At 62.2% G+C, this 10,330-nt stretch carries 3 protein-coding genes; 2 read left to right on the forward strand and 1 reads right to left on the reverse strand.

The window, feature by feature from the left end:
* The first annotated feature begins 2 nt into the window (after positions 1-2).
* A complete protein-coding gene (locus ACKVY0_RS20590) occupies positions 3-4,538 on the forward strand; it encodes a tetratricopeptide repeat protein (protein ID WP_409216727.1) in 4,536 nt (1,511 codons plus the stop codon).
* Positions 4,539-4,783: 245 nt separating this feature from the next.
* On the forward strand, positions 4,784-8,908 hold the full coding sequence (locus ACKVY0_RS20595; RefSeq protein WP_409216728.1) for an autotransporter-associated beta strand repeat-containing protein: 4,125 nt from the start codon (positions 4,784-4,786) through the stop codon (positions 8,906-8,908).
* 107 nt (positions 8,909-9,015) lie between these two features.
* Here the strand turns inward: ACKVY0_RS20595 and ACKVY0_RS20600 are convergent.
* The coding region (locus tag ACKVY0_RS20600; protein ID WP_409216729.1) for a Gfo/Idh/MocA family protein at positions 9,016-10,330 on the reverse strand (1,315 nt) is incomplete at its 5' end.

The following is a 10,330-nucleotide window of genomic DNA, read 5'->3' on the forward strand; positions in this document are numbered from 1 at the left end:
CGATGGCACTCACAAACCTCGCGCCAGCGTCCTGGAGTGCTCCAGCCCTCTGGAGCTTTGCGCAGGCCGATGAACGCTCGAAAGCGCCGGAGGGCCGGCGCACTCCAAGACGCTGGCGCGCACTCGCATTCGTCATTTGGCATTCGTCATGCGTCATTGCGGCGGAGCCGAGCCGTCAGGAGCTCTGGGTGCCGACGAAAAACCTCGACACGGTGCTCAAGGCGCATCCGAGCGCGGTGATGCTCGCGCCAGAGCAGTACGAGGCCTTGATTCGCGATGCGGGGAAGATCAAACCCGAAGACGATCCGGCCACGGCACCGCCGAAGCTCATTGCCATCGAAGGCTTGCGGCTGAATGGCAAAGTGGAGCCGAATGCCGCGAGCGTGAAGCTGCAAGGCGAACTCACGCTGCAACTGCCGTCGAAGGAATGGCTCAGCACGAAGATCGCATGGCCGTTTGCGATGAGCAGCGTGACTTCCGAAGGCAACGTGCTGGCCTACGTCGAGAAAGACGCGAAGGAACGCGAGCTGATCGTCTTCGCCAAAGGCCCGGGCGTCGCAAGGTTGCACTTTGAGGCCGTGGTGCCGGTGCATCTCCGACTGCGAGCGGGCGAGCACACGCTGGAGCTGCCGGACGTGCCGTTTGGCGGCGTGTTGAATCTCGAACTGCCTGCGGATGTGCAGTTGCTCGCCGGTTCAGCGCATGAGCGCAGCGGGAGCACGCTCAAGGTCGCCTTCGATCATCGCGGTTATGCTGACAACGAGTCGAACATCACACCCGGAATGCCACGTGCGTTCCGAGTGAGATGGATTGAAGCACAGCCGCAGATCGCACCACAGCCGTGGCGTTATTCGGAAACGGCGACAGCGGACGTGGCGGTGACGGAATCGAACGTGGCAACGACGCTGCGTTTCGGTCTGCGCGTGCAAAGCAGCGTGGCACGCGAGGTGGAGGTGGAATGGCAGCTCACGGGCAAGGACACGCAAGTCACCGATGTGACCGGCGCGGCGGTGCTCCAATGGCGGCAGGTTGGTGTGAAGCTGTTTGTGACGATGGAACGCGATGGCGGCATGCAGGACCTCACGGTTGGCTTGCGGCGTGCGATCAACTCGGCGGCGGAAGCTGGTGAATTGCCGGTGCTGGCGCTGAATCCGCCATTACGCGCGGTGGCAAAGCTCAATCTCGCTCCTGATCTCGATTTTCTCGATCTCGTGGGCGCGAAGCAGACGCAGCGGGATGCGTTTGAGTTCCAGCTCGGCGTGGACCAGCCGCGGGTCGTGCTGCGCACGTCGAAACCACGTCTGGAGTCGGACGTCGATGTCGTGGTGAAGCTGGACAAGGACAGTGTGCAGATTGAGCGCAAGGTCATGCTGCGCAGCAACCGGCCGGTGAACGAAATTAAGATCACGCTGCCTGCCGGGGAGGAGTTTAATGCGATTTTGTCGAAGCCGGTGGGTTCGGAAGCCCTGAGCAACTTATTGAACACCGGCAACGTGGCGCAGCAGGCGCAAGTCATTGGCACGCCGAACGTCTCCATCGCTAATGCCACCACACTCAACACGGCACAGCAGCAAGAGCGACTCATCACGCCGAACATCATCAGCCAGCCGATTTTCTCGGAGCGTGTCGTCACACCGGGCAACGGCAATGCGGTGCCGACGGGATCGCCGTTTCGCATGACGTGGCGTCGGGTGGGGCAGACGATTGCGATTTTGCCGGCGCAGCCGTTGTCGCCGACGAACGCGCTGGAGTTCAGCGTCACGTCACGTCTGAAGCTGGCGAAGGCATGGAAGGGACCACGCATCCCGGAGACGGTCACGGTGGCCCATTTGGAAATTCCCGAGGCGGTGAAGGTGGCGGGTTACACGGCGCTGGATTTCGATGATGCGTGGCGCGTGGCTTTGAAAGAAGCAAAGGGCCTCGAAGATCGCGATGCGCGGCTCACGCCGGTGAAGGGACGCATGGCGTGGTTCGGCCTGCGCGAGCATGCGCTGACGTTTGAGGTGGAACGTGCGGAAGCGGTGTTCTCCACCGAGGTCACGGCCTATGCGTTGCCGCGTGCGCGCACGATTGAGATCGAGGGGCAGTTCGCGCTCGACATCAGCGGTGCGCCGTTGCGCAGTTTTCAGGTGAAGCTGCCAGTGGAGAGCGCGAAGTTGCTACGTGTGACGTCACCGCTCGTCGGCGAGCAGCAACTCGATGAAAAGACCGGCGTGTGGACCTTCACGCTGCGGCAGGAATCGAAAGGACGGCAGAACGTGCGGTGGCGGATGAGTCTGCCTGCGGTAGCCCGACTTGCCAAAGTCGGGGTTCAGGGTGCCGACGCACCCCCAGCTCCCGAATCTGGCGATTCGGGCTACATCACCGCCACGCTGCCGCATCTCGAACTGCCGCAGTCGCGGCGCTTCGCAGGAACGTGGATCATTGAGGCGAACACGGACACGCAGCTTTTGACGAAGATGCAGAACATGCAGCCGCTGGACGTGCTGCGCGTGCCAGCAGTCGCCGATTATCAGCCACGACATCGCATCACGAGCGCGTTCACCTATGGCGCGGGTGAAAACGCGCTGACGATCACGGCGCAACGCCACGCGCACTCGGAACTAGCCGCGCTGGTGGTGAATCGCATGAGTTTGATCTCCGTGCTCGGCACTGACGGCCACAGTTTGCATGAGGCGACGCTGGATTTGAGTCATTCCGGCGAGCAGTTCGTGAGTTTGCATCTGCCCAAGGACGCGGAACTGCTCAGCACCTCGAGCGGGGGTCAGGCGGTGAAGCCGGTGCGTAGCGTCGAGGGTGCCATCGCCATTCCGCTTCCGGTTGGGTCCGCAAACGCGCCGCACACCGAAGTGCGCGTGCAGTTTCGTCAGCAGAGTGCGCCTTGGGACACCAGCGGCACGCAGAACCTCGAACCCGTGCGCATCGTCGGTAATGTGCCGGTCTTGAGCACCGACTGGGCGGTGCATGCACCGGCGGCGTTTGGGTATGGAAAGGTGGACACGACGCTGGAGCAGGAGGGTGGGTTGAAAACGCCTGCGCTAACGGAGGTTGGCACATACTGGCACATCATCGGGTTGCTGCGATCGACAAAGTTCAGTGGCATTTCAGATCCAGCCCCCGCTTATCGTGCCATGGCCGAGCTGGAGAAGCTCGGAGTGAACCTTCCCGAAGCTCCAATGGACGGTTCCAAACCTGCTAGCGGTCCACAAGGCTTGATGATCGCGGATGGAAGCGGCCAAATCGGCAATTACGACCTCGCCATTCGGCAGTATCAGGACGTTCTGCGCACCGATCCATACAATGCTGCGGCGCGGCGTGGCTTGGAAAGCACGGATCGGAAACGCATGGAGTATTTCAAGGCCGCCGCCAATCACCAGCGTGCCAAGATGCTGGCGGCGGTGGATGAGAAGTGGGAGGAGAAGACGGTGGTGACGGCTGAGGCCATGCCGGCAAGTTCTCCGGGAGCCCTAGACGAAGGATTGGGGAAATCGCCAGGAGCCTATCTGACGGAAAAGATGAGACATATCATTTTCCCCACGGTGCAGTTTCGGGGCGCAACCATTGAGGAGGCGATTGAATATCTGCGCGTGAAGTCGCGTGATTTGGATACTTTTACCGATGCCAGCGGGACCAAGGGCGTGAACATCCTTCTTCGGACCGGGGATGCACCGAGCAATGCCTCCATCAGCCTCGATCTCAAAGACGTGCCGATGAGCGAGGCGCTACGCTATGTGACTGAGCTGGCGCAGATGAGATACAAGGTCGAAGCGCATGCCGTGCTCGTGACCCCGATCACGGAGAACGCCAGCGAGATGTACACACGCACCTATCGTGTGCCGCAGGATTTTCTGGTGGCTGGCGGAGGAGACTTCGGCGCGGCAGCAGCTCCGGCTGATCCGTTTGCGGCTGGTGCGCCGGCCAATGGTTCTGGCCTGATTGCACGAAAGACCGCGAAACAAATTCTCGAAGCGCAGGGCATCACGTTTCCCGAAGGTGCGAGCGCGTCATTCAATCCAGCCACCGGACAGATCGTGGTGCGCAACACGCAGCCAAACCTCGATCTGGTCGAGGCCACGGTCGAGCCGCTGGCAAAATCCAAGCAGGAGGAGCTCGGTCTGAACCTCAATGTGGGTTACGACAGCTCATTCGTCTTCAAATCCGGCCTGATCCCGCTCGATGTGGTGCTGCCGGAGACGGGGCGGTTGCTGCGGTTTCATGGGGCGCAGCCGCCGGAGGTGCTGGCACTGCATTACACGTCGTGGTCGCAGCAGATGGTGCGTGCAGTGCTGGCGATGGCATTGGGCATGGCGCTGTTCTGGCGGTTTGGCAGACGGCGACCTTGGTTGACGTCGCTGCTGGTCGTGGTGCTGGCGGCGTGGGGTGCGCCGCTGATGTTTGAGGGCACCTGGCTCGCACTGACGAACGCGGTGGGGTTTGGCTGGCTGTGCGCGCTGGCGCTGCAGGTGCTGGGGCGGTTGTTTGCGTTTATCCGGCCTGCTCGGCCACGGATTTATCTCACCCGGAGGGTCATGGCATGAAGACGACGGCATTGTTTAACCACGGATGTTCACGGCTAAGCACGGATGGAACGGAGCGGAGGATAGGCCTCCGGCCTGTCGGCGGATCGGGGCGTCCCGCCTTGATCGGAGGGGAAAGGCTGGAAGCCTCGGTCCGTTGTCAGGCTGGAAGCCTGACCTCCGGTCGTGTGCCATTCGTCATTCGTCATTCTGCATGCGTCATTCTCTTCGCTCTTTGCCCTTCGCTCTTTGCTGAAGACAAGGCCGTGACGAAACAGCCAGCCGACCCTGCGGCGCATACGGTGATCATTCCGTATGATGCGAAGCTGCCGCTCGAAGGGCAGAAGGCGGAGCGGTTTTACCTGGGGTATGAGGAGTTTCAGCGGCTGTGGAAGACGGCGAAGGAGAATCGCCGGGCGCTGGCGGCGGAGACGGATGCGACGCAGCATGCGGTGATTCACAGCGCACTGTATCAGGGCCGCATCGAGGAACGCGGGATCGTTTTGGAGGCACGGATCACAGCGACGACGCGCGGGCAGTGGACGAAGCTGCTGCTGCCGTTTGCGCAGATGGTGGGCGGCAAGGACGCGGCGCAGGCTCTGGTGGGTGAGGTGCGGGTTGATGGCAAGGCGGCGGCGTTGAACGGGAACTGGCTGACACTGGAAAATCCGGGCACGCATGCGATTGAACTGACGGCGACATTGCCCCTGGCACGAGACTGGAATGATCTGACGCTGCGTTTGCCGCCATCGCTGGCCGGAATGCTGGCGCTGCGCACGCCGAAGTCGGATGGATGGCTGCGGGTGAATGAAGCGGCGGCAAGTACGGTGGAGGAGCTGGCGGAGGGGCGGTTGTTCACGCAGACGCTGGGGACGCATCGCGAAGTGCGGTTGCAACGCTCCGCACGCGGCCTGGAGCGCGGCGAAGGGCCGGTGCCGGCGGCGAATGTGCGTGCGACGCTGACGTTGCGCGAGCTGGAGCCGGAAGATGTGGATGCGGTGATCGAGTATGAGTTTCCGGGAGCGGTGCGGCGCACGCTGGAGTTTGCGGTGGAGGAAAAGAACGGGCTGGAGATCGGTGCGATGAATGTGTACACGACTATTCCCGGCGTGGGTGAAGTTCGCGTGCCGACGAACGTGACGCAGACGCGGCGTGAGGGCGGGCGGCTGATTTTCACGATCTCGCTGCGGCATGAAGTGAGTCATGGGGCGGTTTTGAAGATCTCCAAGGCGACGCGGCATCTGAATGCGACCGGTGTGCGCCAGATGCCGCTCGTTTATCCGCTGGCGCAACGCGTGAAGCAGGAGGTGGCGGTGCTGCATGATGATTCGATGAAGGTGCTGGTGCGCGGTGGCACGGCGCAGCGTTCGGCGAACAGCGAACGAGGTGTGTTGCTCGATGCGGGTCGCTGGCAGTGGAGCAGTGGCGCAGCGCCGACGTATGAAGTGACTCCGGCGGCGTTGTTTGCGGAGGCGGATGTGGGCTATGTGTTTCAGTTGAGCGAGCAGAAGGCGGAGCTGCTGGCGGCGCTGACGTTGAAACGCAAACGCGGGGCTTGGACGCGTGCGGTGGTGGGGCTGCCGGCGGATTACGAGGTGCAAGCGGTGCAGGGGCCGGCGCTGACGGCGTGGCAGCATGAAGGTGCGCAGCTTTATTTGCAGCTCGATCCGAACATCGCGGGCATGGATGCGCGCATCGTCGTGCATCTGGCCAAGGTGGTGCCGCAGGCGGTGACGACGTGGAAGCTGGAGCCGCTGAAGCTGGAGAATTACGAGAAGGTGGGCGGCAAGGCGTTGATTGTGGCGCATGCGGCGAATGAGGTGAAGCTGCCGGACCTCACGCAGCGCAGTGATTTGAAGGAGCTGGATGCTACGGTGCTGGACAGCGTGTTTGCCATCGCGCCGCCGCTGGAGAAGAAGCGTGCGGTGCAGCATGAAGGTGTGGCGTGGAGCCTGGAGGTGGCGCTGACGCGGCAGGCGTCGCGTTTTTCTGCGGACACGGTGCTGCTGGTGCTGGCATCGGATGCGGGCATTCGTGTGTCGCAGCAAGTCGCGGCGACGGTGGAGCAGGGGGCGATTCGGCAGATCAGCGTGCGGCTGCCTGCGGCACTGCCGGAGGCGGTGGTGAGCGGGCCGCTGTTGCGTGAGACGCGGTCGCGCATCGAGGGCGCGGAGCGCGTGTATGAGTGCTCGCTGCAAACGGAGGTGCTGGATCGTGCGGAGCTGACGTTTGACCTCGATCTGCCGCTGACAGCGGAGCTGGAGGTGCCGTTTGTGAAAGTGCCGGGCGCAGGGCGGCTCACGCGCTGGTTCGTGCTGGATAATTTCTCTGCACGCGAGGCAAAAATCACGACGCAGACAGCGCTGGAGGCCGCAGCGCGTGAGGCGGTGCCATATCTGCCGCTAGGACTCGCACGGCCGCAGTTTTTCCGTGCGACGGGCGATGGGGCGCTGAAGCTGGCGTATCAGCAGCTCACGAGCACGGAAGGGAATGCGGCGCTAGTGACGCTGGCTGATTTAACAACGGTGCTGCGTGCGGATGGCGAGCGCTGGGACATCGCGCAGTATTCGCTGATCAATCGGTCATTGCAGTTTTTGCCGGTGATTTTGCCGGAGGGCGCGGAACTGATCTCCACGAGTGTTTCCGGCGAACCAGTGCGTGCGGATGAGGAAACGCAGGGCGGGAAGCGCGTGCGGTTGATTCCGTTGATTCACACCCGGCCGGGGCAGCGGGCGTTGGAGGTGAAGATGATTTATCGGTTTGCGAAAGGGCCGGACGGGCTGAAACCCGGGAGTACTTTGGATGACCCGGAACTGGTCGGTTTGTCGGTGGAACGCACGACGTGGACGGTGTGGACGCCGAAGGGATGGAAACTCGATGATTTCGACGGCAACATGACGGCGACGGTGGAGGAAGGCCGAGAACTGCAACGACTCGAAGGCATGCTGAGCGAGCTGGGCGAGGTGAATCGGGCGCTGTCGTCGGGGAAACTCGACTACGATGATGCGGCAGCGGCGTATGGGGATGCGAATGCGCTGGCGGAGAAGGTGCAGGCGAAGAAGCAGGAGATCGCGAGCAAGGTGGGCCGGGGATCGCTGGTGCTCTCGGACAGCCGCTATCAGCAAGGTACGATGGACACTGAAGTGAGGCAGCAGCAGGAATTGTTGAAGGGCAACTGGGACAACAACTACGCGGGAAAGAATGCGATGAGGAAGGGCGGCAAGGATGTCGGCCAGATCGCGCAGGGGAACACGAACTGGGGCTCCAACAAGGCCGCACCGCAGGAGCAGCAGTTGCGACTGTCTGGCAACAACACCTTCACCGGCGCGGTCACGGTGAACGGCGGGCAGTTGTTCAATGACAACGTGGCGGTGGACAACACCTACTTCGCGAACGGTGCGCCGCAGCTGCAGTCAGCGATGCGTGGCGGGCAGGTCGCCATCACCAACAACTCGATTGACAATCTTTTGGTCAGCAACAACGGCGCTGCCGCTCAAGCGGCTCCCGCGCAGCCGATGGCGGGAGCAAATGGCGTCGTGAAGTTGGGAGCGGGAACGCTGGTGTTGAATGGTGGCACCACCACTTACACCGGCGAGACGGTGATCAGCGGCGGGGTGGTGACCAAGAGCGGTCAAAGGGCTGCGATGCAGCAAAATGACAGCAGTGCGTTTCAGACTTACAGCGGCACCGCCACGCAGGGAGCGCAGTCCTTGACGCAAAACGCCACCGGTTCGGTCAACATCGTGAATTCCAACGCCCGCAGTAACAACCTCGGCCAGATGCAGGTAGATGCGCCGCAGGGCCGCACGAGCCTTGCCACAGGTGCGCTTGGGATGAAGGATGGTCAGGAAGTGACGCTGGGCCTAGCGACGGCCACCACGGCACCCCAGCGTGTGGCCGGGACCAGCAGTCTCACGATTTCTAACGGAAGCAGCCTCACGTTTGGCGGAACGGCTGCGGTTGCAGCACCTGCTGCGCCGGCGATGGCCGCTGATCCCTTTGGCGCTCCGCCCGCCGCCACCCAACCGCCGCCACCCGCTGGTAAGCCGATGGAACTGCCTGTGTCGGGAGATGGAAAAAAGCAGGCAGAGGCCAAAGGCGAGCGGGATCGTGATAAAGAACGCGGAGACGACAAGGTCGCTAACCTCGTGCTGGCCCAAACCGTGGAATCATTGCGGCCAACGGGCCGTCGGGCGCTGGAGATCGAGCTGCCGATGGACGGCACGGCGCATCATTTCTCGAAGCTCAAGGACCACGCGGTGCTGAAAGTCGAGATCGAGCGGCTGGGTGATGCGCGGACGACGTCACGACTGCTCTGCCTCACTGGTGGCCTGCTGCTGTGGCTGGGCGTGTGGTGGTGGATGGCGCGGCAACAGAGCCGGATGATTTAACCACTGACTGGCACTGACTGAACACTGACAAGACCGGAATGGTTGGATCGGATCAGTGTCAGTCAGTGAAAGTCAGTGAAAGTCAGTGGTTCAAAACTCCTGCTTCCTCAGGCCTTGGCCTTTTTCTTCGCGGCTGCCTTGGGCCGCTCAGGCGGAGTGAGCGGTTCGGCCACCGGGGCCGGGGCCATGGGGATGAGCGGGAAGGGATTGGCCTGCGGCTCCATGGCGTATTCGCGATCCTTGAGGATGCCGGGCTGTGGGACGGGGTATTTGCCCTTTGCATCGGCGATGAGCGGGGCAGGGCCGTCGAGCGTGAGTTTATCGACGCCGGGGGCGAACTCGAAGGCGCTGTTGATGTAGTCGTCGTAACGAACGACCTGGCCGGTGTGCGCGGCGGCACGGCCCATGGCGGTGGTGACGCTGGATTTGATGCCGCGCTCGACCTCGTTGTAAGGCTTGTCTTTGATGATGGCCTCGATGAGATCCTGCCACTCCAGGTCGTATGGATTGGGCTCGGGCTGCTTGCCGCGCCAGATGATGTTCTCGCGCAGCATGTTCTGGCTGTTGAAGGTCATCGCTTTCGAGGGGAAGTGGCCGGCAGTGGAGACGATGGCGCTGCCCTTGGTGCCATGCACCTGGGTGGCGAACTGGTTGTGCGTGCCGATGGCGGTGCGGCCTTCGAGGAAGAGCTTCGCGCCGTCCTTGAAGGTGTATTCGCAGCTGTAGTGGTCGAAGTTTTGATCGATGTAATCGCCACGGTCGCTGCGGCCGCCGCTGGCCTGGACTTCGACGGGCCAGTCGTTTTTCATCCAGCAGGCTTCGTCGATGTTGTGGATGTTGAAGTCGCTGAAGCCGCCGCCACTGGCCCAGAGGAAGCTGTGGAAGCGCTGAATCTGCCAGGCGAGTTCACTCTTATCCACGTTCGGATCACGCGGGAGCGTGAAGGCGGAGCCGACGGGGCCCTGCATACGGTAGGCGCGCATCAGGAGAAGCTTGCCGATCTCGCCGTCCTGAATGCGGTTGAAAAGTTCGCCACGAACACGGCAATGGCGGCACATGAGGCCGACGCCGACTTTGAGATTTTTCTTCTTGGCTTCTTCATTCAGCGCGAGCAAACGACGTGCGGTGGGGCCGTCGGTGCAGATCGGCTTTTCCATGAAGATGTTCACGCCTTTCTCGATGGCGTATTTGAAATGCACCCAGCGGAAGGCCACTGGCGTGGTAAAGATCGCGACATCGCCTTTGCGCAGGGTGTCGATGGCGTTCTTGTAGGCGTCAAAGCCGATGAACTTAGCGTCTTCGGAGACGGACATGCGGTCGGGGTGCTTCGTGCTGAGCGCCTCGAAGCTGCCAGCGAGACGTTTTTCAGACACGTCCGCCATCGCCACGAGGCGGGTCATGCGCGACTGGATGCCCATCGCA

Origin of the sequence: Prosthecobacter sp. (assembly GCF_046154365.1) — a bacterium.
In the GTDB taxonomy this organism is placed as follows: Bacteria; Verrucomicrobiota; Verrucomicrobiia; order Verrucomicrobiales; family Verrucomicrobiaceae; genus Prosthecobacter.

Excerpts from the sequence above, each read along its gene's own strand:
- ACKVY0_RS20590 (WP_409216727.1), top strand. The coding sequence starts at position 3 with ATGGCACTCACAAACCTCGCGCCAGCGTCCTGGAGTGCTCCAGCCCTC.